Genomic DNA, 20,627 nt, shown 5'->3' with positions numbered 1-20,627 from the left:
GGAGATCAACGCACTATGCAAATCAATGGCCAAGCCATCGTGGAACAAATTGAAGAACAAACTTACGCACAAGAAAGCCTCGATGCCAAAGACGGGCAAACGATTGATTTGGAAGCGCTCCTAACTGCTTTTTTGCCACTGGCAAAGAAGGAAAATCTAGCCCGGGCTGCCTTGCTCGTGGATGGCGGTATCGAAGCCGGGGGAACGACTTTGTCACTGGAAGCCAATGTGATTAATTTGCCATTGCGCTACGCTAACCAGGAAAAGAAGTTGGTTTATACAGATCAAGACTACGACTTGCAGGTTTACACGATTATCGATAACCCACACGTGTCCAAGTCACAGTTGAAGATTGCCAAGCTATCTTCTTTGGCCGCCTTGCTTGACGACCCGGATGGGGTAATGGCCAAGGCTGCTGCCTGGTTTGATGACCAATTGCAGGTGATCCAAGAAAACCAGGAAGCCGCGGTTCAGGCCGAAAAAGAAGCGGCTGAGGCTGAAGATGAAGCTGCTGATACCGATGGTCAAGACCAGAAGAAAGACTGACCATTAGATAACGACTAAAAGCAAACAAAAAACAGCCAGAGATGGCTGTTTTTTTAGTCGAAATGAATTTTGGCGGATAAGTGATAGGAAGTGCCGTCCTTTTCCACCGTGGCCTTGAGCACCTTTGGGTTAGAAGTATGGGCCTGGCTGATAAGTTCGCCGAGGTCATAGGCCGCAATGACGGCCAAGACCAGCTCTTTTGGACTTTGGCCTAAGTCTGGTAGGGCCAAGTCTTCCCAGTCGCGGTCCTTGGCGGGGCCCATTTGGACCAACTCTTTGGTTTTAATAGCTTCAATCATAATCATGTGCTTCATTATACGGGGTCGGGCTGAGGCTGTAAAGGTGCTTTGTTCTGGGGCTGACTTGCTTTTTGTCCCGCAAGCTGTCATAATAGAAGTATGCGATGAGTCGAACGCGTCTTTTAGGACGCACACACGGCCTACTGTATTTAATTACAAGCCACGGATTTGGCGTAGGTGGTACCGGTATTGTGGAATTCCGATACCTCACCATGACTAACAGTCTTTGACTGTGGTGACGGAGACTTACTTGGACTTTGTTCAAGTCGCCCGTCAGAGCGAATCTGGCATGCCAAACTAAGCAGCTAACTTCGGTTAGCTGTTTTTTTATTGGTCTGATTCTCTGGTATAATATTGAATAAGAATGTAGTGCGGGAGGCCTTGATGGCAGAATCGTCCAAGTACCTAACGGTTGGCGCTTTGACCAGCTATTTAAAAGCGAAATTTGACCAGGATCCTTACCTTGGTAAGGTTTATTTGACGGGTGAAATTTCCAACTTAGGTAATCGCAAGGGCCGTCACCTCTACTTTTCAATTAAGGACCCCAACGGCAAGGCCGTCATCCGGGCGACGATGTTTTCGTATTCGTCGCGGTTGAAGTTTGAGCCAAAGGAGGGGATGAAGGTCCTCGCCATTGGCCGCGTCCAGGTCTATGAGCCCTCAGGGTCTTATTCGATTATTCTAGAACAAATGACCCCGGATGGTGTCGGTGACCTCTTCATGGCGCTGACTCAGCTAAAGGAAAAGCTGACCAAAGAAGGACTCTTTACCCAGCCAAAGCGGCAGTTACCACTACTGCCCAAGAAAATCGCGGTGATTACTTCGCCAACTGGGGCTGTCGTCGAAGACGTGGCGAAGACGGTGGAGCGCCGGTTGCCACAGGCGCAGGTGATTTTGTTACCGGCCGTCGTTCAGGGTGAGGGGGCTGTGCCATCCTTGCTGAAGCAGCTAGACCGGGTTGACCAATTAGGCTTTGACACGGCGATTATTGGCCGTGGTGGTGGTTCGATTGAGGACCTCTGGGCCTTCAATGACGAGGCCTTAGTCCGGAAGGTGGCAGCCTTAAAAACACCGATTATTTCCTCGGTTGGTCACGAGACAGATAATACCCTCGTTGACTTGGTAGCTGACCGTCGGGCAGCGACGCCAACGGCAGCGGCTGAATTGGCCACGCCAGTCACCCGGCAAAACATTGTCGACCGACTCTTTGAGCTCGAGACACGGTTGGTGGTCGCGGGAAAGAAAACGGTACAAGACCGGCAGAATTGGCTGGATCAAATCTTGAACCGACCAATTATGCAGCAACCAGACCGGTTGTACGCGGCCTACCAACAGGAAGTTGACCAGCTGGTCGACCGGTTGTCGCGGGGCTTTCAACGGCAGTTGGACCAAAAACAATACCGCTTTACGAAGGCAGGCGGCCGCCTCGTGCAGCAAAAACAACAGATTTTGCGGCCCTACCAGGAGGCCTTGGCCTTGGCATCTGCCAAGCTAGACCTCGTGTCGCCTTTGAAGATTTTGGCTTCCGGTTACACGATTGTTAGGGGACCGGCTGACAAAGTCATTAAGAAGAAGGGCGATTTGAAGGTTGGCGATGAGGTGCAGTTGACCTTTGCTGACGGGGATGTCCCTGCCCAGATTAGAGGAGAGTAAAATGGCTGAAAAAGTATCATTTGAAGATAAGTTAAAACAATTAGAAGAAATCGTCTCTGCCCTAGAAAAGGGTGACCGTCCTTTGGAGACGGCTTTGACCGACTTTAAAACCGGGGTAACCTTGGTAAAGGACCTGCAAAAGACTTTGCAGGATGCCGAAAAGACCTTGGCTAAGGTCATGGATGATGACGGTGGTTTGACGGATTTGGAATTGACGAATAATGACTAAGTTTCAAGAATTTGCAAAAGAATATCAGCCACGCGTTAACCAGGATTTGCAGGCGGAAGTGCTTGAGCAGACGGGCCAACAAGCACCGAAAGTTTGGCAGGAAATGCTGACCTATGCTTTGCTGACGCCGGGTAAACGGTTGCGGCCACTGTTGGCCTTGGCAGTGATTGACTCCTTTGGTCAGTCAATTGATGAGGATGCCATTCAGGCGGCGACGGCTTTGGAATGGGTGCACGCCTATTCTTTGGTCCACGATGACCTACCAGCGATGGATAACGATGCCTACCGGCGAGGCCAACTTTCGGTTCATGCCATGTATGGGCCGGCCAGTGCGGTCTTGGTGGGGGATGCCCTTCAGGCTGGGGCCTTCTCTTTGTTAGCTGGTTTGACTGAAGTGTCGGCCGAGCAAAAGGTGGCGATGATTGCCACCCTGTCGCAAAAGGCTGGCGCCAACGGTATGGTATTGGGTCAGGTTTTGGACATGGATAATCATGCCGTCAATGAAGACAAAGTCGCCTTAGCCGCGGTCTTGGACCAGGTTTACCAGAAGAAGACGGCCGACCTCTTGCAGGCGGCAGCCTTGATTGGTGGCCAGTACCTGGGCTTGAACCAAAAGAGCTTGGGCCACTTGGCTGACTTTGCCGGAGCCTTTGGTCTGCTTTTCCAAATACAAGACGATTTGGATGACTATGACCAGGATGCTGCCGAAGGCGTTGTGTCCTTGGTTCACCTCGTTGGCCTGGACCAGGCCCAGGATTTGGTGATGCAGCTAAAAATTCAAGCAGAAACGGCCTTGGCTGGCTTGGTTGAAAGCGAAGTCAGCTTTGATCCAGAACTATTAACAAGTATTTTGTCTCAAATTGGAGCGTAAATTGTGGCAGTAGCAAAAGAACGGGTGGACGTGTTACTCGTCCAACAGGGACTCTTTACCTCACGCGAACAGGCAAAGCGGGCCATTATGGCCGGCCAAATCCTGGGAGCCAACGAGGAGCGTCTCGATAAGGCAGGGGAAAAAATCCCTGTCACAACTGAATTACACTTTAAGGGTGAACCCTTACCCTTCGTTTCCCGCGGCGGCTACAAGCTGGTGAAGGCGATTGAAACCTTTGGAATGACCATGCAGGATCAGATTGTCTTAGACATCGGTTCTTCAACTGGTGGTTTTACCGACGTTTCCCTACAAAATGGGGCCAAGCATGTCTATGCCTTGGATGTTGGGACCAACCAATTGGCTTGGAAGTTGCGAATTGACGACCGGGTCACGGTCATGGAAAATACGAATTTCCGTTATGCCAAATTGGCTGACTTCATGGAAGGGCAGCCAACTCGGACAACGATTGACGTTTCCTTCATTTCACTGAGCCTGATTTTGCCTACCCTAAAGGATATTTTGGCCCAGGGCGGCGAGGTTGCGGCCTTGATTAAGCCCCAATTTGAAGCGGGCCGAGAGGCGGTTGGGAAGCACGGGATTATTAAAGACCCCGCTGTGCACCAGCAGGTTTTGGAACAAACACTGCCAATGATGGTCGAGAACGGCTTTACGGTGAAGGGACTAACCTTCTCACCAATCAAGGGTGGCCAAGGAAACATTGAATTTTTGGCCTGGCTTGAGCGGACGGATGACGCCATGATTGACCCAGCCGTTTCGATGGCCCAAACAGTGCAAGAGGCCCACAGCCAGCTAGACCAGACTGGCAATTAAATTAAAAACGGTAGAGAGGATGCATGATGCTTGAACAATTAACCATACAAAATTTTGCGATTATTGACCAAGTTGACTTGTCTTTTGATGACCAATTAACAGTGCTAACTGGTGAAACCGGTGCAGGAAAGTCGATTATTATCGATGCCCTCGCCATGGTCACTGGTGGCCGAGCTAGTACAGAAATGATTCGTAAGGGTGCTGACAAAGCGGTTTTGCAGGCCGTCTTTTCGGTTACTGGTGACAAAGCCGCTTCCCTGCGGGCCCAATTTGAAGCACCCGGCATTGAATTAGAAGACGACCAGGTTGTCATCTACCGTGAATTCAACCAAAAGGGTCGGTCGGTCGTCCGGATTAATGGGGTGATTGTTCCCTTAAAGGTGCTTTCTGATTTGGGTTCACAGTTAGTGGAAATCCAAGGGCAGCACGACACTTCGTTGTTGCTCAATCCAGACCATCATTTGTCTTTGCTAGATGACTTTGGTGGGAAGGAATTAAAGCAGGCTCAGGCAGCCTATCAGGAAGTCTTTTACCGTTACCGCGACTTAACCAAGAAAATTGATGACTTGCAGAACCGGCGTCAGGATATTAACCAGCGCCTGGACCTCTTGTCCTTTCAGCAAACGGAGCTGAAGGAAGCCAATTTGCAAGCGGGCGAGGAAGAGCAGTTGCTCGCTGACCGAACTAAGTTGGCTAACTATAAGAAGATTGCCGATGCCTTGGACCAGGCACAGCAGGCTCTCAACCCCGGCTTAGATGGCGGGGCGATTGACCTCTTAGCTTCGGCCCACCAGGCGATGACCCAGGCAGCGAGCTACGATGATGACTTTGCTAATTTGGAACAGTCACTGTCAGAAGCCTACTATGCCGCTCAGGATGCAGGCCGCGAGTTGGATGAGGCGGTTTCCAACCTGTCCTTTGACGAGGCGGCCCTGGTGGCTATCGATGATCGCTTGCAGGTGATTCATAATCTGAAGCGCAAGTATGGCGACTCGGTCGAAGAAATCTTGGCCTTCCAGGCTAAGGTCGACCAGGAGCTTTCTGACCTCGATGGGGGTTCATTTGATGTTGCAACCCTCACCAAGGAAAAAGAAGCCGTGAAGGGGCAAATTGAGCAGGCTGCGGCCACGTTGACTAAGACGCGCAAGGATATCGCTGCCAAATTGGAACAGGCCGTTAACCGCGAGCTGGTTGACCTCTTGATGGAGCAGGCCTACTTTGAGGTTCAGTTCACGCCCGTTAACGGGTACTTGGCTTCTGGTGCCGATAAAGTTGCCTTCTTTGTTCAAACCAACCAGGGTGAAGGCACCAAGCCGTTAGAAAAGGCTGCCTCTGGTGGAGAAGCCTCTCGACTAATGTTGGCTTTGAAGACCATCTTTATTGCTCAGCAAGGACTACCAACGGTGGTCTTTGATGAAATTGATACGGGTGTTTCAGGTCGAGTTGGTTCAGCCATTGCCGCTAAGATGCAGACAATTGCAGCGAAGACCCAGGTGCTGGCGATTACGCATTTGCCACAGGTTGCGGCCGCTGCGACCCACCACTTCTTGATCGAGAAGTTTAACCAAAATGAGCGGACGGCGACCCAGGTTCATGACCTGCCGGAAGACCGCCGTGATGCTGCGATTGCGATGATGTTGTCTGGTAACCAGGTCACGGATGCAGCCTTGGCCAATGCCAAGGATCTGCGGGCAAAGGCACAAAGTTAAAGGGATTGCTTAATAAAATAAAAAAAGTCGAAATTTTGTTAAAATTTCGACTTTTTTTGATTGACAAGGAAGTCTTCTGATATTATCATGAAATTACCAAATGGGTAATTTTACACGTCGGGGGAATCCGCATGGAAATTGTCTACTTAAATAAAAAAATTGAACAACAATGCACCAAACTGACGATTGCTAAAAAAGATTTTCCAGAAAAGGTTGCTCGAAAATTACATTCAGTAATTAATCTTTTGGAAACAGTTGAAAACCTGGGAGACATTATTCGCTATCCACCACTACACTTTCATTCTTTACGAGGAACGCTTAAAGAATATTATGCGATGGATATTGATGGACGGCACTCTTCCTACAGGCTCATTGTTAAATTTGATGAACAAAGTCAAAGTGACATTGTTAGTGAGGCAGCAGCGATTCATGTGATTTCTTTAAAGGAGGTGAGTAATCATTATGAGTAAAAGTGTTGAATACCAGGATTTGATTGCTTTTCATCCTGGAACGTATGTTGAAGAAATAGTAGAAGAGTTGAATATTACGCAGGCAGAATTTGCAGAACGGTTAGGAACAACTGCTAAGTCTGTTAGTAAATTAATCAGTGGCGAAGACCGATTAAGCAATGAGTTAGCTAATAAACTATCCAAGCTAACTGGTATATCAGTGATGACTTGGCTAAATCTTCAAGGAAGATATGATGGCAAGGTCATTGAAATTAATAATCAAATGGCGGAAGATGAGCTGTCAGTGGCAAAAATGATTGATTTTCAGACGCTGAAAAAATATCGTTTTGTTGAAAATAAAAGGTATACACAAGAGGAAAAAATTGCTACTTTACGCGAGCTACTTGCTTGGACAAATTTAGCCAAACTAACAGAATTTAACCCATTGGTTAGCTATCGTAGAAGTAGAGAAACGTCCAAGGCAGTAGTGAATTCGAATGTTACGCTTGAAATTGCCAGTAATCAAGCACGGTCTGTTGATACTGAGCCATACAATCGGAAAAAGTTGGAAGCAATTTTACCTCGATTAAAGCGATTAGTTGGACAAAACGCTGATAATCCATATAAAGAGTTACAATCATTGCTACAAGAAGCCGGTATTATTTTGGTTGGAATGCCGACGCTGGCAGGGGCTAGCTTAAATGGTGCAACGAAGAAATTCAAAGATGGGTCGGTGCTCTTAACTATTACAGATCGAAATAAGCAATTGGATATTTTTTGGTTTTTACTTTTCCATGAACTTGGTCATATCTATTATGAAGATTTTTATTCACATACAGATGCAGGTGAATATAATCAAGAAGAGAAACGAGCAGATAAATTTGCACAAAGTCACTTGATTTCAGAGGACAATTATCAAGAATTTGTTCAGAAGAATACTTTTACGGAAGTCGCGATTAAACGTTTTGCTAGTGAAAATGAGACATTGCCAAGTATTGTTTTAGGACGTCTGCAAAAAGATCATTATCTGGATTATTCGATTTTCAGTGATTTAAAGGAACACTATCAAGTAGATATGCTTTAGCAAAAGCAATAAAAAACTGCCGGAATTAAATTCCGGCAGTTTTTATTTGGTTCATAATTTTAGCTGTGTGTTGAATAAAGGAAGAAGACGAAGATGATGGCCAATAGGTACATCAACCAGTTTACGTCCTTAGCACGCTTAGTAGCAATCATCGTAATTGGGTAAACGATGAATCCCAAAGCGATTCCATCTGAGATTGAATAAGTCAATGGCATACCCACAACGACCAAGAAGGCAGGAGCGGCAACCGCAAAGTCATCCCAGTTGATCTTCTTCAAGTTCTTAGCCATCATGATTCCAACGATAACCAAGGCTGGGGCAGTAACGGCATCCGTTACGACCGTCAACAATGGTGAGAAAATCAAGGCGGCGAAGAAGAGCAAACCAGTAACGACTGAAGTCAAACCAGAACGACCACCAACGGCGATACCTGATGATGATTCAACGTAGGCTGAAGTTGGTGAAGTTCCCAAAACAGCTCCGGCAGTCATTCCAACGGCATCGGCCATCAAAGCCTTACCGGCACGTGGCATCTTGTTGTTTTCGATGAAGCCAGCTTGTTCAGCCAAACCAATCAAAGTTCCGGCAGTATCGAAGAAAGTAACAATCAAGAAAGTCAAAACCACAACCCACATTTGGAAGGTGTTGATGTGACCAAGGTAGTTAAATGATTCACCAAAAGTTGGCTTCAAAGAAGGAACGGCACCAATAATTGAACTTGGCATCTTGATTTGCCCGAAGATCAAACCAACAATTGTTGTTCCAATCATTCCAACGAAGATAGCGGCAGGGGTGTTGATTGACAACAAAACCAAAGTCAAGATGATACCAAAGATGGCCAACAAGACAGTTGGGCTCGTCAAGTTACCCATTGCGACCATCGTTGACTTGTCAGCGACAACCAAACCGGCGTTGTGCAAACCGATGAAGGCAATGAACAGTCCGATCCCGGCAGCGATGGCAATCTTCAAATCAGAAGGGATAGCATCGATAATCTTTTCGCGAATCTTGAACATCGTCAAGAGCAAGAAGATAACGGCGGCAATCAAGATACCGGCCATGGCCGTTTGCCACTTAACACCCATTCCGATAACAACGGAATAAGCGAAGAAGGCGTTGACACCAAGACCTGGGGCAATGGCGATTGGGTAACGAGCAACCAATCCCATGAAGATAGTAGCGATACCAGAAGCAATGGCAGTGGCCGTGAAGACCGCTCCCTTGTTCATGCCGGCATCACCCAAAACGGTTGGATTCAAGAACAGAATGTATGACATGGCGACAAAAGTCGTCAAACCAGCAACAATTTCCTTACGGAAAGAAGTGCCCAGTTTATCAAACTGGAAATATGATGAAATGAAGGACATAAGAGTCTCCTTATAATATTTTTCCTACATGAATATTTTAGCAGGAAAAAAAGAGGGTGTCCGAGATAAAATTAAAATTCTTGTCTAGAAAACCGAACATTAAATCAAAGTAAAAGTGAAAGTTCACGTTTTATTTAACATTAACGCGAATGGTTCTAATTCTAAATAAAATCGGAAAAAGGTTGTTAGACGGGGAGACAATTATTGTGCTTCTAAATAAAAACGAAAATCAGGGGAGTTGTTGGTTTTGTGAAAATGCAAGTGTGAAAAATTTGTAAAACAGACTAACTGTGGTAGACGATTATCAGACGTTATTTAAGAAAGAATGAAATAGAAAAAAGCATCCGATGTAACTTCGGATGCTTTCTTACTGAGATGCGTTAAATTAATTTAATAAAAGGCAACGGTTGTGGAACAAAAGTTTTCAAACAAAGTGTCAATCTTATGAGTTTGCCGATGAAACGACAGGAGTGCTTCCGTCAGATCCGAATACATAATCATTGCCCACTGCAGTAGAGGCAGCTTTAGCGGCAGATGATGCTGATTGGGCATCATTTGAGGCACTAGAAGCTCCAGCACTAATATTTGCTACTGCCATATTAGCCTTGTTGTTATCAGAAGCGTGAGCAGCTTTTTCTTGTTGAAGTGCAGTTGTTGCACTCTTCAATTGAGTTGTAGCAGTTTGCAATTGTTGATCAATGTTATTAATGATACTAACTAGACTACTAGCGCCATTGTCAAAATAGTCACTCAATTTCGGTGCATCAGCGAATGCCACCACTGATCCGAATAAGGCCCCAATAGTTCCCATTGCAACCCATTTTTTATATGAACGCTTCTTATTTGGTTTCGCATACAATGTTTTACGATCCATAATGTTTCTCCTATATGTAACTTTCTAAATCTTAAGAACAGCTTAAGTTTAATCCTGGTTTAATTTGATGAACGTTAATTTACGGTTACTTAGAATGAATTTTAGTTACAAAGTGGCAATCATTTGTCATTTGTTTAAAACAGGTCGCAAAACTGCTGAAATCTCGGTGCAAATATTTTAATCGTTATTTTTCATTAAAATTGTGAAGAGCAATTTTTGCCAGCTCTAAGCAACTGGGCTATAATAAAGTAACTTTGTACATATTAATAGTAATCAGGAGGATGTTATGGATCAGCATACGTGGGAACAATTGGTGAAATATACGGAACTTCAGGGGACTTCAGGGCAAGAAGGCCAGGTGCGCGCTGCCTTCAAGCAGGATTTGACACCTTTAGTTGACCAAGTTTATCAGAACAACTTGGGTGGTGTCTTTGGGGTCAAAAATGAAGCCTCAAACGAACCGCGAGTAATGTTTGCTGCTCACATGGATGAGGTTGGCTTTATGGTTTCTGGTATTTTGCCAACGGGAGCCTTGCAGGTTGTTGCCCTGGGTGGCTGGAATCCAATGACGGTGTCAGCTCATCGTTTCACCCTCTTCACTAAGAACGGTCAATATCCGGTTGTTTCATCTTCCGTCTCACCACATTTGCTCCGCGGCAAGGCTGGAGGACAGGGACAATTAACGATTGACGACATTCTCTTTGATGCTGGTTTTGCTTCTGCGGAACAGGCCGAGAGCTTTGGTGTTCGCCCAGGTGACTTTATTGTGCCCAAGACGCAAACACAGCGATTGGCCAACCCGAACCGGGCGGTTTCCAAGGCTTATGATAACCGCTTTGGCGTTGTGACAATCTTATCTGCCCTCGAAGAGTTGCAAGGAGTTGAAACGCCCAATACTCTGATTGCTGGTGCCAATGTTCAAGAAGAAGTTGGTTTGCGCGGTTCAAAGCCAGCAGTTAACCAATTGAAGCCAGACATCTTCTTTGCGGTTGATTCATCAGCTGCCAATGACGTTTATGGCACTGTCGGCCGCCAGGGTGTGATGGATCAGGGAACGTTGATTCGTGTCTTTGATCCAACAGTGGTCACTTCACCTCGTTTGAAGGAATTTATCCTCCAAACGGCTGAAGATAACCATATTCCTTACCAGTACTTTGTTTCAAAGGGTGGAACGGATGCTGGTGGTGTCCAGGGACAGTTCGCTGGTTTACCATCAGTTGCCCTTGGGGTAGCCTCACGCTACATTCACACTCACGAAACAGTTTGGTCAATTCCTGATTTTGAAGCAGCGAAGGCTTTGGTAGTTGCCATTGCCAAGTCGCTGGATGAAAGTACTTATAAAGATATTGTGGAGCGGTAATGTTTAAAAAACTTCAACGCCTAGATTACTGGATTGCGGTCCCATATGCCGCCTTATCAGCCATCGGAATCGTGATGGTTTTTTCAGCGACGCAAAATGCCTATTTGGCCCCCGTGATGTCCTTTGCTAAGCAGGCAATTTTCGTGATTGTGGGTTGGGCGGTGGCCTTTTTGGCCTTTCGTTTGAACCGGTCGGTTTTGCGGTCGCAATCCGTTTTGAACGCATTGATGGTCATTACAACAGGATTGTTAATCGTGGCCCGGATGGCGCCAGCGATTAACGGGGCTCACGGTTGGATTAACTTGGGTCCGGTGACCTTGCAGCCGGTTGAATTATCCAAAATTGTCTTGATTTTGTACTTTGCCCATTGGCTCGAAAAGAAGCCTTGGGTTCCTCGAGCAGGTCTCGGCCGGCAAATTCGGCAGTGGATAGCGCCAGGAATGTGGCAAAAGCTCGTTTTACCAGTGGTCATGTTGGCGATGAACCTCTTGATGCCCGATTTGGGTAATATGTTTATTACCATGGCTGTCTTACTAATGATGTTTATGGCATCGGGGATGTCGTTTAAGACCTGTCTGATTTGGCTGCTCTTTTTCTTCCTGACCTTGCTCTTTTTGCCAAATATCATTGGAATTTTTCATCTTGGTGAATCATCATCTTATGCCGTTCGACGGCTGACGAACTTCGTGAATCCCTGGTATAATATTGACCAGAGCCGGCAGCTTTTGTACGCCTACTATGCCATCTCCCATGGTGGTTTGTTTGGGGTAGGTTTGGGAAATTCTTTGCTCAAGCCTTACTTGCCAGAATCTAATACCGACTTTATTATGGCCGTTGCGGCTGAAGAACTTGGGGCAGTCCTTGTCTCAATCGTCTTGTTGCTCTTGCTAATTTTGATTGGTCGGCTGGTTTACGTTGGTATTAAACAAAAGAACCAATATAATCGCTTATTCTTATACGGGTTGGCAAGCCTGCTGTTGATGCAGTCCTTTGTTAACCTGGGTGGGGTCTTGGGATTACTACCGATTACCGGGGTGGTTTTCCCCTTTATCTCGGGTGGTGGTTCCTCCTTTGTCTTTTTCTCAGCAGCCGTTGGCTTAGCCTTGAATGTTTCGGCCAAGGATGTGGAACCCGCCCAACCAAACCCGCTGGATTATACGGCACGAAGGGAACTGAAACGTTAGATGTTTACAATGAAAGAACGCCGGGCCATCTTTGTCTATTTACGAGGCCTGAAGCATTTGGAACAAATGAAGAAATTTGGTGACATTTCCTACATCTCCAAGAAGATGCAATACGTGGAGCTGTACGTTGATGAGGATCAGGTGGCAACGGTGGTTGAAAAGTTAAATCAATACCGCTTTGTCAAAATCGTGAAGACTTCGCCCCGACCTGAGATTGATCCGGATTTGGGTGACGTTCATGATGATGTCTTCTTTGAAGCCTATGACCAGGCGCAAGATGGTGAAGCATCGTCAGAAGCTGACCAAAATTTGGTGGTTGAAGAAGACAAGGCTCAGGACAACGCGTCTGCCGATTCAACAGGAGGGCAGGCCTAATGCGGGTGATTGCAGGAAACTTTGGTGGCTTACGCTTAGATGCGGTTAAGGGGCGTGAAACTCGGCCAACGACTGATAAGATTAAAGAAGCCATTTTTTCGATGTTGATGCCATATTTGAATGGCGGTCAGGTCCTCGACCTGTATGCCGGAACCGGTGGTTTAGGGATTGAAGCCGTGTCTAGGGGGATGGACCACGCGACTTTGGTTGACCGGCAAAAGGCGGCAATCGAAGTTATTGAAAAAAATATTGCCAAGACGCACCATGAGGATGATTTTACGGTCTTGAAGGTGCCGGCAGCGGCAGCTTTGACGCGATTGGCAAGCCAGGGGGCGGTCTTTGATTTGATCTTGCTGGACCCACCCTATGCCAAAGAAAAGCTGAAGGCTGATTTGTTGGCAATGGAAACTGGTGGCCTCTTAGCCGAAGGCGCCGTGATTATGATTGAATCCGATCAGGTGGCCGATTTACCAGAACCTAGTCATAACTTAGAATTGATAAAGCAAAAAGATTACGGGATTACCCGTGTATCGCTGTACCAATACCGTCCGTAACAGTAAAGCGAGGTTGCTTGATGAGAAAAGCAGTTTTTCCCGGATCATTTGATCCGTTAACAAAGGGACATTTAGATATTATTCAACGGGCTTCTGTCTTGTTTGATGAAGTGGTCGTGGCCGTTGGAATCAACACGAACAAAAGTGGCTTGCTCAGTCCGGCCGAACGGTTGACCTTAGTGCAAGAGGCGGTTGGTCATTTGCCAAACGTGAAAATCGGTCAGGTCGAAGGCTTGACGGTTGATTACATGCACGAAATTGGCGCCCAATACCTGGTTCGTGGGTTGCGGAATACCAAGGACTTTGAGTATGAACGCGACATTGCTGAGGTGAACTCGGTCTTGTCTGGGGTCGAAACGGTTTTGTTGCTGGCTAAGCCGGAAAATCAAAACGTTTCGTCATCAATGGTGAAAGAAATTGCCAAATTTGGTTCGGACAAACTCGACGCCTTTGTGCCACCGGTAGTTGTCAAAGCCCTACAAAAGCATTTCCAATCTTAATTAAAAAGCTCACTGCGGTGAGCTTTTTTTGTTGGTATTTCGTCTAATCCAATAGAGGTGATGAAATGCTAAAAAATCTGAATTGGCAAAAGGTACAAGAACTAGCCCGGCAATATTGGCGTTATCTATTGCTAGCTAGTCTGGGCTTGCTGGCGTTGGTGGTGTTGCTGTGGAAGTTAGGGCTGTTTCACGGTCGGTCAAGTGCCGGCACACCGGCGCTGGATAATCCGACTCTGCCAGTCAGCAGTCAGGGAAGTGGCCGGTCAACGGGTAGTGGTGAAGCCAGCAATGGGGAACCAGCTGCCAAGACGATTATGGTTGATATTAAGGGAGCGGTCCATCAGCCAGGATTAGTGGCCTTACCGGCTAAAAGTCGTTTGCAGGACGCCATCCAAAAGGCGGGTGGGCTGTCGCCAGAAGCAGATGTCAATGCGATTAACTTAGCCCAAGTTTTAGCAGATGGCCAGGTCATTTATATTGTGCGACCGGGGGAGCAGCCTCCAGCAACTCTGGCAGCGGCCGTCGGCGTTGGTGGTGGAGCAAAGTTGCCCAGCAGTGGCGGCAACAGTGCCAAAGTTAACCTCAACCAAGCAAGTGCCAAGGAGCTAGAGACTTTGGATGGGGTTGGGCCGAAGAAAGCGGAGCAAATTGTTGCCTTTCGAGAGCAGCAACATCCCTTTCGATCAATCGAAGACCTGAAGGAGGTTGGTGGAATTGGCCCCAAGCGCTTTGAGCAGTTAAAGGATCAAGTGACGGTATGATATCGGTGCGAACCCAGTTCTTACTGTCATTAGCGGTTGGCGCCTTATCACTGCTATTTTTTCGGTTGAACGCTTTGACAATCACGCTTGCTGTCTTGCTGGTATGCTGTTTATTAACGCTGAAAGGGCGGCGAGAGTGGCTGTGGTTGCTCGCCTTAGTCTGTTTATTTGCTTTGCGCTTTGCCGGCCACCAACACTTCTTAAGTCAACAGGAGAGCCGACCGGGGCAGAAAAATGTCGCCGTTCAGTTGTTAATTTACCCAGATGATCTGGTCCTAACGGATACGGGACGGATTCGCGGGCAGGGAACTCTATCGAGTGGGGAGAAGGTTTGGTTTTCTTACCAAGCCAAGGATATCGGTGACTTTCAGGCTTGGCAGATTGTTCGCCGGCCAGTTTTAGTCCGGGGCAGGGGTGATGACCGACGAATTTTACCGGCGACTAACTTTTACCAGTTTGACTTTCAAGCTTTTTCACAGACAAAGGGAATTAGTCACCAGTTGATTTTGAAAAAGGCTAATTTGGAGCCGGCCCAGTCGAAAAATCTTTGGCAAGCGGTAAACTTTCGCTTTCGGACCTGGCATTTTGCCTGTGAACAGTGGGCCCACCACTTGCCCAACCCGCTAGCGAACTATGCCTTGGCCCTTTTGTTAGGGGCCAAAGACCAAAGTCTCTACAGCGATAATCCCAAAATTCAAGAACTGGGTTTGATTCATCTCTTTTCGTTATCTGGCTTTCACGTTGCCTTCTTGTCGGGCTGTTTGGCTTGGTTTGGTAAACGGTTAGGACTTTATCGTGAAGTCACCCTGGCGATTTTAGTCGTCGCTTTGCCGAGCTTTTACTTGCTGACGGCTTGTCCACCAATTTTGGTGCGGGCAGTGCTTGCCGGTGAACTACGCTTGTTCGGTCAGGCCTTTCATCATCGCATCAGTCCGTTACGAGTCTGGTCGGCCGCCCTATTAGGGACCCTCTTTGTTCAGCCTTTGATTCTATTAACGCTTGGCGGCCAATTATCCTTTGCTTTAACCCTGGCGTTGACTCTGGTACCGACCGATTGGGCTAACTGGCAAAAAGGACTTTTCTTGTCGGTTTTGTCCTTTCCATTGATTGTGGCCCAGCAATATACCTGGAACATTTGGCAAAGTGCCGCCAACCTGTTGGCGGTACCCGTCTTTGGAACAGTCATCCTCCCGGTTGTTCTGTCTGGCTATTTCATTCATCTGGCTCCGTTGACTGAACTAACCAATCTGGTGGTGAGAGTCTTTGATACTGCGGTCGCCTGGGTTGGGTCATGGCCAGGAAAGGTGGTCATCGGCGATTTAACATGGCCAATCTTTTTAGTCTTATTTGTCTTGCCTTGGTTTATCCTGCGCGCCAGTAGACAGGTGCAACAGCGATTGACAATGGTCTGGTTGATCGCCCTTTGTCTTGGCTTTGTCAGGGTACACTGGTTTCAGCCGGGTGAGTATACCACCTTTGATATTGGTCAGGGGGATGCCGCCTTGTTGCTTGAACCTGGCAACAAAACGGCGACCCTAATTGATACAGGCGGGAAGGTGAGCTTTCAGCGCCGGGGCTTTTTACGGTCAAAGGCTGGAGCGACCGCAGTAGATTCGCGGACCAATGAGGGGCAGGCTCGGTCGGTGATTGTGCCATACCTGCATGCCCGTGGACTGAGTCATTTGCAAACCTTGTCCTTGTCTCACCAAGATCAGGATCACATCGGGGATGCTCACGTTATTTTAGAAAATTTTCGAGTTGATAAGCTGCTGGTGCCAGCGGGAATGCGGGGGCAACCTGCCTTTCAAAGGAAAATTCAACCGTATTTGCAGGGGACAAAAGTGATTGAGGTGACCGACAACAGTCGAGTCAAGAACTTGCCACTAGTGGTCTTACATCCGTTTCAACCAGGAATCGGTGAAAATGAGGATTCGATTGCTTTAGCGGGTCGGGTTGGTCCATTAACCCTCTTTACCGCCGGTGATTTGGACCAAGCGGGGGAGGAAAAAATTCGCCAAAAGTACCCGGATTTCCGACCAAATCTGGTCAAATTTGGTCACCACGGGTCCAAGACCTCGACCAAGCCAGCGGCCTTTGCTTTCTGGCAACCGCGCTATGGTTTAATCTCGGCAGGGCGGGAAAATCGCTATGGTCATCCCAACCAGGAGACCCTGGAAACAGCCGCTAAAAACCGGATGATTGTTTATGATACTCGGCGGCAAGGTATGCTAAGATATGTATATTACAGCTCGAAAAAAGGATACTTCCAAGTTAACAGCAACCATGACCTTACAAACGTTGAAACAACAAATTGACCAGGGCGCCCTACCTTTTATGTACCTGGTGACTGGAACTGAGACCGCCTTAATTCAAAAAGCCCACCGTCTTTTTAGTTCGATTATTGATCCAGCCGAACAGGAAATGAACCAGGCTAGTTATGACTTTGCCGAAGTTGGCATCGACCCGATTTTAGCCGACTACCTTAGTGCCCCGTTTTTTGGGGACCACCGGCTGGTTCTGGTGGAAAACCCGACATTCTTAACGGCCGGTTCGAAGTTGAATGCCGATCAAGAAAAGGCCTTTCTCTCGGCGATTGAGCGGCCTGTACCCGGCAACTTGCTGGTCTTATTTGCGGATGATGCGACTTTAGATAAGCGCAAGAAGGTCACCAAGGCGGTGATGAAGGAGGCCGAACTCTTGGACCTGCCGGCCCTCAACGAACGGCAAACCAAGCAGGCCATCCAACAGTTTTTGCAGCAGCGGCAGGTAACGATGGACAACGCTGCTGAAGCGGAATTACTGTTGCGGACTCAGGCCTCTTATTCCAAAGTCTTGGCGGAATTACCGAAATTGTTAGCCTATGCCAAGGAAAGTCAGACGATTGACCTAGCCGGCGTGATGGGTCTGGTTCCCAAGGAATCAACCGCGCAGGCCTTTGACTTGGCTGACTTAGTGCTCAAGGGGCAAAAGGGCGCGGCACTCGAGCTTTACCATGATTTGATTAAGAACGGTGAAGTGCCATTGCGTTTAAACGCCCTCTTGCTCGGCCAGTTCCGCTTACTTTTGCAGGTTGCCGGGTCTCAGGGCAGTGACCAGGAAGTTGGCCAGTTGTTAAAGGTCCATCCTTACCGGGTTAAGTTAGCCCGGCAGTCGTTGGGCCGCTACCAACCAACCAAGATTCGAGCCGGATTTTTGTCGATCTTAGACATGGAAATTCAGATGAAATCAAAAACGGTTGACCCAGTCTTTCTCTTTGAAGAATTCATGGTTAATTTTTAGTTGGTGCCAACCAATTCTTACAGTAGTAACTTATGATAAAAAAAGACCGTCGCTTCGTATTAGAAGCGGCGGTCTTTTTGTTGCTAATTTGTTAGTTGAATTCACCATCGGCAATTTGTCCAAGGGTATCGCGTGATGGGATAAAGAAGAGCTGTTCACTCAGCAATTCTGAGAAGGTCAATAAGAAGTCAGAACGGTCAACCATGTTGGTCAGCATTCCCTTTGTGACTTCCCAGTGGCGGGCGTAACCCATGAAGTAGGTTCCGGTATTGCCAGTGGCGGGGTCAGAGTAAGGAACGTTCATTCGAATAATCTTTTGTTCTTCGCCGTTAGGTTCGTACTTAGATGCCACGTTGTGGGCGTTTTCGTACTTGTCTTCATCCTCTAATTCCAAATCAGAAAACTTTTCACGACCAACAGCCTTTTCTTGGTGCTCGGTCTTCATCTTGTTCCAGAAGTCCATGTTGTGACGCCACTTTTGGGCAAAGGCGTATGATCCGTTAATAAAATCAGCGTCTTCATCACCAATGATGGCGTAGTCGGCAGCGTCTTCTGGGGCGGGGGCTTCGGTTCCGTCGATGAAGCCGATGATGGCACGACCTTCAAAGTAGCGAAATCCTTGAGTTGAATCCACCACTTCAGTGATGTCTTCCAAAAACTTCATAAATTGAGTTTGGGCTTCAAAGACAACGGCTTGGTTGTTGGCGCGAATGTGGAAGAATAAGTCGCCTTCTGTGGCTGGCATCGAATACTTTGGTCCCTTAACACCGGTAAAGTCTTCTAATTCTTTAGGCTTTGGTGAATTTGGGAAAAGTAGGTCCCAAGCATGGTTTGAAAAACCAAAGGCAACTTTTAAAGTTGAAGGGGAACCGTCGTTTTGACCGTCGCGAATCCGCAAAGAACGGATAATCGCTTGGGAACGGTCGGCGAAGTCCACGATGGCATCGTGTAAGTCAGCCTGTGGCAAGTCCTTGAACTTTAAAACGGTAAACTGTACACTTTGCCCGATATCTTTCCAGACATCCTGGGCTACTTTCGGGTTGATTGGCATGGTAATAAATCCTCACTTCCTAATTTTGCTTTCTTTAGTATACGCTAACGACTAGCAAAAGAGAAGAAAAATAGATTCATTCTAAACAATTTAAGTTTTTTCTAATTTTCTGACATGACTCCTAGCAATTTAATGACGTCATTCGTAAAATAGAGGCATGAAGACGATTACGAAGATTGCCACCCAAAAACGGGCTGGCCGTTACAATCTGGACCTCGATGGCCACTTTGCCTTTGGCGTGTCCGAAAATATCATTGCCAAATTTGGCCTGATTAAAGGGCGGCAACTCGATGCCCAAATGATTGAGACCATTAAGGCGGCCGAGCTGGTTGACCAGGGGCTAAAGATTGCCTTAAATTATCTTAGCCCGGCCTTACGGACGGAAAAGCAAGTCCGTGACCGACTCAAGCAAAAGAAGGTTGACGAAGAAGTCATCGACCAGGTCGTGGCGCATTTGCAAGGGCAACAACTCTTAAATGATGCGGTTTATGCCAAGCACTTTGTCGCGACCAAGCAGGTCTTTAATCCCAAGGGACCGCGGGGAATTGCCCAAGAATTGAAGCAGGCCGGGGTGGCCGAGGAAATCGTGGACGAGGCCTTGTTGGACTACAGCGAGGAAAGTCAGTTTGATGTGGCATTAAAAATGGCCGAGAAGATGGCCAAGACCCACCGCCGTGATTCGACGGTAATTCGCCAACAAAAAGTTGTCCAGGGGTTGGTCCAAAAGGGCTTCTCCTTTGACTTAGCCAATCAGGTGATTAACGAATTAGACCTGGAAAATGACCCAGAAGATGAGCAGGAAAACGCCTTGCGCCAGGCTGAAAAGCTAGCGAACCACCACCGCCGTTTGGCCGCTAAGGACCGTTATTATAAGGTGAAAAGCAATTTGTATGCCAAGGGCTATCGGGGTGAGGTAATTGACTGGGCCTTAGAGCAAATTGACTTTGATGACCAGGAATAAGGTGGTTTGTGGCTTGTTCTCGTCATGTTTTAACCTAGTTTTGACAAATTTGCAGTCGCTGTTATGAAAATATGATATAATCGAAAAGGAATTTTTGTCAGAAAAGTGGGACGAGCATGATTGTTGATAAGCCAAGTCGCGGACCGCGCGAAGGGGATGTCATCACGATCAAAAGCTATAAGCATGACGGCTCGCTGCATCGAACCTGGCGGGATACGATGGTCTTAAAGACTAGCGAGAACGCTATTATTGGTTTAAATGACCATACTTTAGTGACAGAAGATAACGGTAGACGCTGGGTGACCAGAGAACCTGCCATTTTGTACTTTCATAAAAAGTACTGGTTTAACATCGTCGCGATGATTCGCGATAACGGAATATCATATTACTGTAACTTGGCCTCGCCATACACGCTGGATAAGGAAGCCCTGAAGTACATCGATTACGATTTGGATGTGAAGGTCTTCCCGGACGGCGAAAGGCATCTACTGGATGCTGACGAGTACGCTGCGCACAGTAAAAAATGGCACTACCCCAAAGAAATCGATAAGATTTTGAAGGAACATGTCAAAATTTTGGTTGATTGGATTAACAATCAGGATGGACCTTTTTCTCAGGGGTATGTTGATGTTTGGTATTCTCGTTACCAATATTTGATGCAACAGCGGTTAAAAGATCGTCGTTGACTAA

At 47.2% G+C, this 20,627-nt stretch carries 22 protein-coding genes; 18 read left to right on the top strand and 4 right to left on the bottom strand.

Annotation, left to right across the window (positions count from 1 at the left end; all coding sequences use genetic code 11):
* Positions 1-15: 15 nt before the first annotated feature.
* The gene (locus BLW39_RS01295; RefSeq protein WP_059376036.1) at positions 16-546 is read left to right on the top strand and encodes a hypothetical protein; all 531 of its coding nucleotides are present in this window, start codon (positions 16-18) and stop codon (positions 544-546) included.
* Between the two features lie 53 nt (positions 547-599).
* On the opposite strand, the gene BLW39_RS01290 is transcribed toward BLW39_RS01295, so the two are convergent.
* Entirely contained in the window at positions 600-845 is a 246-nt protein-coding gene (locus BLW39_RS01290; protein ID WP_059376033.1) for a hypothetical protein, read from the bottom strand.
* 384 nt (positions 846-1,229) lie between these two features.
* Here BLW39_RS01290 and xseA point away from each other — a divergent pair, with 384 nt between their 5' ends.
* The 7 genes from xseA (at position 1,230) to BLW39_RS01255 (ending at position 7,671) form a co-directional block, all read left to right on the top strand.
* Positions 1,230-2,498: an exodeoxyribonuclease VII large subunit gene (xseA, locus tag BLW39_RS01285; protein ID WP_059376030.1), complete on the top strand. Its 1,269-nt coding sequence runs from the start codon at positions 1,230-1,232 to the stop codon at positions 2,496-2,498.
* Between the two features lies 1 nt (position 2,499).
* Positions 2,500-2,727, top strand: a complete 228-nt coding sequence (locus BLW39_RS01280) for an exodeoxyribonuclease VII small subunit (RefSeq protein ID WP_059376026.1) — start codon at positions 2,500-2,502, stop codon at positions 2,725-2,727.
* Complete coding sequence (locus BLW39_RS01275) at positions 2,720-3,598, top strand: polyprenyl synthetase family protein (protein ID WP_059376023.1); 879 nt, start codon at positions 2,720-2,722, stop codon at positions 3,596-3,598. Before BLW39_RS01280 ends, BLW39_RS01275 begins: the two co-directional genes overlap by 8 nt.
* Entirely contained in the window at positions 3,599-4,429 is an 831-nt protein-coding gene (locus BLW39_RS01270; RefSeq protein ID WP_059376021.1) for a TlyA family RNA methyltransferase, read from the top strand. It begins immediately after the preceding gene.
* Between the two features lie 26 nt (positions 4,430-4,455).
* Positions 4,456-6,138, top strand: a complete 1,683-nt coding sequence (gene recN / locus BLW39_RS01265; protein ID WP_059376147.1) for a DNA repair protein RecN — start codon at positions 4,456-4,458, stop codon at positions 6,136-6,138.
* 131 nt (positions 6,139-6,269) lie between these two features.
* Positions 6,270-6,608 carry a type II toxin-antitoxin system RelE/ParE family toxin gene (locus BLW39_RS01260; RefSeq protein ID WP_059376018.1) on the top strand — a complete coding sequence of 113 codons (339 nt, stop codon included), beginning with the start codon at positions 6,270-6,272 and terminating at the stop codon, positions 6,606-6,608.
* A complete protein-coding gene (locus BLW39_RS01255; protein WP_409359999.1) occupies positions 6,601-7,671 on the top strand; it encodes a HigA family addiction module antitoxin in 1,071 nt (356 codons plus the stop codon). Before BLW39_RS01260 ends, BLW39_RS01255 begins: the two co-directional genes overlap by 8 nt.
* Positions 7,672-7,730: 59 nt before the next feature.
* Here BLW39_RS01255 and BLW39_RS01250 read toward each other — a convergent pair whose 3' ends face one another.
* Positions 7,731-9,038 (bottom strand): NCS2 family permease, encoded by a 1,308-nt coding sequence (locus tag BLW39_RS01250; protein WP_059376012.1) that lies wholly within the window; start codon positions 9,036-9,038, stop codon positions 7,731-7,733.
* Positions 9,039-9,480: 442 nt separating this feature from the next.
* Positions 9,481-9,912, bottom strand: a complete 432-nt coding sequence (locus BLW39_RS01245) for a hypothetical protein (RefSeq protein ID WP_059376007.1) — start codon at positions 9,910-9,912, stop codon at positions 9,481-9,483.
* 286 nt (positions 9,913-10,198) lie between these two features.
* Here BLW39_RS01245 and pepA point away from each other — a divergent pair, with 286 nt between their 5' ends.
* From pepA to holA, 8 genes are all read left to right on the top strand, one after another.
* A complete protein-coding gene (gene pepA, locus BLW39_RS01240) occupies positions 10,199-11,272 on the top strand; it encodes a glutamyl aminopeptidase (RefSeq protein ID WP_059375999.1) in 1,074 nt (357 codons plus the stop codon).
* Entirely contained in the window at positions 11,272-12,456 is a 1,185-nt protein-coding gene (locus BLW39_RS01235; protein WP_059375989.1) for an FtsW/RodA/SpoVE family cell cycle protein, read from the top strand. Before pepA ends, BLW39_RS01235 begins: the two co-directional genes overlap by 1 nt.
* On the top strand, positions 12,457-12,831 hold the full coding sequence (locus BLW39_RS01230; RefSeq protein WP_074717669.1) for a YlbG family protein: 375 nt from the start codon (positions 12,457-12,459) through the stop codon (positions 12,829-12,831). It abuts the gene before it with no gap.
* On the top strand, positions 12,831-13,385 hold the full coding sequence (rsmD, locus tag BLW39_RS01225; RefSeq protein ID WP_059375981.1) for a 16S rRNA (guanine(966)-N(2))-methyltransferase RsmD: 555 nt from the start codon (positions 12,831-12,833) through the stop codon (positions 13,383-13,385). Before BLW39_RS01230 ends, rsmD begins: the two co-directional genes overlap by 1 nt.
* Positions 13,386-13,405: 20 nt before the next feature.
* Positions 13,406-13,885 carry a pantetheine-phosphate adenylyltransferase gene (gene coaD, locus BLW39_RS01220; protein WP_059375976.1) on the top strand — a complete coding sequence of 160 codons (480 nt, stop codon included), beginning with the start codon at positions 13,406-13,408 and terminating at the stop codon, positions 13,883-13,885.
* Between the two features lie 65 nt (positions 13,886-13,950).
* Positions 13,951-14,646 (top strand): helix-hairpin-helix domain-containing protein, encoded by a 696-nt coding sequence (locus tag BLW39_RS01215; RefSeq protein WP_059375972.1) that lies wholly within the window; start codon positions 13,951-13,953, stop codon positions 14,644-14,646.
* Positions 14,643-16,961 (top strand): DNA internalization-related competence protein ComEC/Rec2, encoded by a 2,319-nt coding sequence (locus tag BLW39_RS01210; protein ID WP_059375969.1) that lies wholly within the window; start codon positions 14,643-14,645, stop codon positions 16,959-16,961. Before BLW39_RS01215 ends, BLW39_RS01210 begins: the two co-directional genes overlap by 4 nt.
* Positions 16,930-17,925, top strand: coding sequence for a DNA polymerase III subunit delta (holA, locus tag BLW39_RS01205; protein WP_059375958.1), 996 nt, complete (start codon positions 16,930-16,932; stop codon positions 17,923-17,925). Before BLW39_RS01210 ends, holA begins: the two co-directional genes overlap by 32 nt.
* A 91-nt stretch (positions 17,926-18,016) precedes the next feature.
* Here holA and BLW39_RS01200 read toward each other — a convergent pair whose 3' ends face one another.
* Positions 18,017-18,976, bottom strand: a complete 960-nt coding sequence (locus tag BLW39_RS01200) for a Dyp-type peroxidase (RefSeq protein WP_059375952.1) — start codon at positions 18,974-18,976, stop codon at positions 18,017-18,019.
* Positions 18,977-19,133: 157 nt separating this feature from the next.
* Here BLW39_RS01200 and recX point away from each other — a divergent pair, with 157 nt between their 5' ends.
* On the top strand, positions 19,134-19,937 hold the full coding sequence (gene recX, locus BLW39_RS01195; RefSeq protein WP_059375937.1) for a recombination regulator RecX: 804 nt from the start codon (positions 19,134-19,136) through the stop codon (positions 19,935-19,937).
* Between the two features lie 116 nt (positions 19,938-20,053).
* A complete protein-coding gene (gene ntdP / locus BLW39_RS01190; RefSeq protein WP_059375933.1) occupies positions 20,054-20,623 on the top strand; it encodes a nucleoside tri-diphosphate phosphatase in 570 nt (189 codons plus the stop codon).
* Positions 20,624-20,627: the final 4 nt, after the last annotated feature.

This window comes from Fructobacillus pseudoficulneus (genome assembly GCF_900108455.1).
GTDB classification, from domain to species: domain Bacteria; phylum Bacillota; class Bacilli; order Lactobacillales; family Lactobacillaceae; genus Fructobacillus; species Fructobacillus pseudoficulneus.
The sequence above is the reverse complement of the archived record's forward strand: the minus strand, read 5'-3'. Positions and strand labels throughout refer to the sequence as shown.

Coding starts and splice junctions, on each gene's coding strand:
- xseA (WP_059376030.1), top strand. CDS start 1,230: ATGGCAGAATCGTCCAAGTACCTAACGGTTGGCGCTTTGACCAGCTAT.
- BLW39_RS01255 (WP_409359999.1), top strand. CDS start 6,601: ATGAGTAAAAGTGTTGAATACCAGGATTTGATTGCTTTTCATCCTGGA.
- BLW39_RS01245 (WP_059376007.1), bottom strand. CDS start 9,912: ATGGATCGTAAAACATTGTATGCGAAACCAAATAAGAAGCGTTCATAT.
- coaD (WP_059375976.1), top strand. CDS start 13,406: ATGAGAAAAGCAGTTTTTCCCGGATCATTTGATCCGTTAACAAAGGGA.
- BLW39_RS01230 (WP_074717669.1), top strand. CDS start 12,457: ATGTTTACAATGAAAGAACGCCGGGCCATCTTTGTCTATTTACGAGGC.
- recX (WP_059375937.1), top strand. CDS start 19,134: ATGAAGACGATTACGAAGATTGCCACCCAAAAACGGGCTGGCCGTTAC.
- recN (WP_059376147.1), top strand. CDS start 4,456: ATGCTTGAACAATTAACCATACAAAATTTTGCGATTATTGACCAAGTT.
- BLW39_RS01280 (WP_059376026.1), top strand. CDS start 2,500: ATGGCTGAAAAAGTATCATTTGAAGATAAGTTAAAACAATTAGAAGAA.
- pepA (WP_059375999.1), top strand. CDS start 10,199: ATGGATCAGCATACGTGGGAACAATTGGTGAAATATACGGAACTTCAG.
- BLW39_RS01275 (WP_059376023.1), top strand. CDS start 2,720: ATGACTAAGTTTCAAGAATTTGCAAAAGAATATCAGCCACGCGTTAAC.
- ntdP (WP_059375933.1), top strand. CDS start 20,054: ATGATTGTTGATAAGCCAAGTCGCGGACCGCGCGAAGGGGATGTCATC.
- BLW39_RS01295 (WP_059376036.1), top strand. CDS start 16: ATGCAAATCAATGGCCAAGCCATCGTGGAACAAATTGAAGAACAAACT.
- BLW39_RS01250 (WP_059376012.1), bottom strand. CDS start 9,038: ATGTCCTTCATTTCATCATATTTCCAGTTTGATAAACTGGGCACTTCT.
- rsmD (WP_059375981.1), top strand. CDS start 12,831: ATGCGGGTGATTGCAGGAAACTTTGGTGGCTTACGCTTAGATGCGGTT.
- BLW39_RS01200 (WP_059375952.1), bottom strand. CDS start 18,976: ATGCCAATCAACCCGAAAGTAGCCCAGGATGTCTGGAAAGATATCGGG.
- BLW39_RS01260 (WP_059376018.1), top strand. CDS start 6,270: ATGGAAATTGTCTACTTAAATAAAAAAATTGAACAACAATGCACCAAA.
- holA (WP_059375958.1), top strand. CDS start 16,930: ATGACCTTACAAACGTTGAAACAACAAATTGACCAGGGCGCCCTACCT.
- BLW39_RS01215 (WP_059375972.1), top strand. CDS start 13,951: ATGCTAAAAAATCTGAATTGGCAAAAGGTACAAGAACTAGCCCGGCAA.
- BLW39_RS01290 (WP_059376033.1), bottom strand. CDS start 845: ATGATTGAAGCTATTAAAACCAAAGAGTTGGTCCAAATGGGCCCCGCC.
- BLW39_RS01210 (WP_059375969.1), top strand. CDS start 14,643: ATGATATCGGTGCGAACCCAGTTCTTACTGTCATTAGCGGTTGGCGCC.
- BLW39_RS01235 (WP_059375989.1), top strand. CDS start 11,272: ATGTTTAAAAAACTTCAACGCCTAGATTACTGGATTGCGGTCCCATAT.